Here is a 305-nt window from a genome sequence, read left to right as displayed (position 1 = left end):
TGACTCTCAAACTAAAAAGTGGGTTGCTAATATTCCACTAAGCTCATATGCACAGTCTGGAGAATATATAGTAAGTACAATAGTTATGTATGATAATGCTGATCATCCTGTGGTATATAGGGGTGGTAGAGATTTTAACGCGAATTTCAATGTTGAAAATGATTTAGGATCGGACCAACAACCACCTACATTAAATAAAGTAGAAGTAGGTAAAAAAACATACAAAGCAGGGGAAAGTGTACAAGTAAGTGTAGAAGCTGAAGATGACGTTTCTGGTGTCCAATATGTGTTCATAGATATAAAAG

1 pseudogene is annotated in these 305 nt (G+C 35.1%); it reads left to right on the top strand.

The features are described from left to right. Positions 1-305: pseudogene (locus H6481_RS28500) on the top strand (S-layer homology domain-containing protein); the annotation flags it as partial.

The organism is Bacillus sp. ME78 (assembly GCF_903970865.1).
In the GTDB taxonomy this organism is placed as follows: domain Bacteria; phylum Bacillota; class Bacilli; order Bacillales; family Bacillaceae_G; genus Bacillus_A; species Bacillus_A cereus.
The sequence above is the reverse complement of the archived record's forward strand: the minus strand, read 5'-3'. Positions and strand labels throughout refer to the sequence as shown.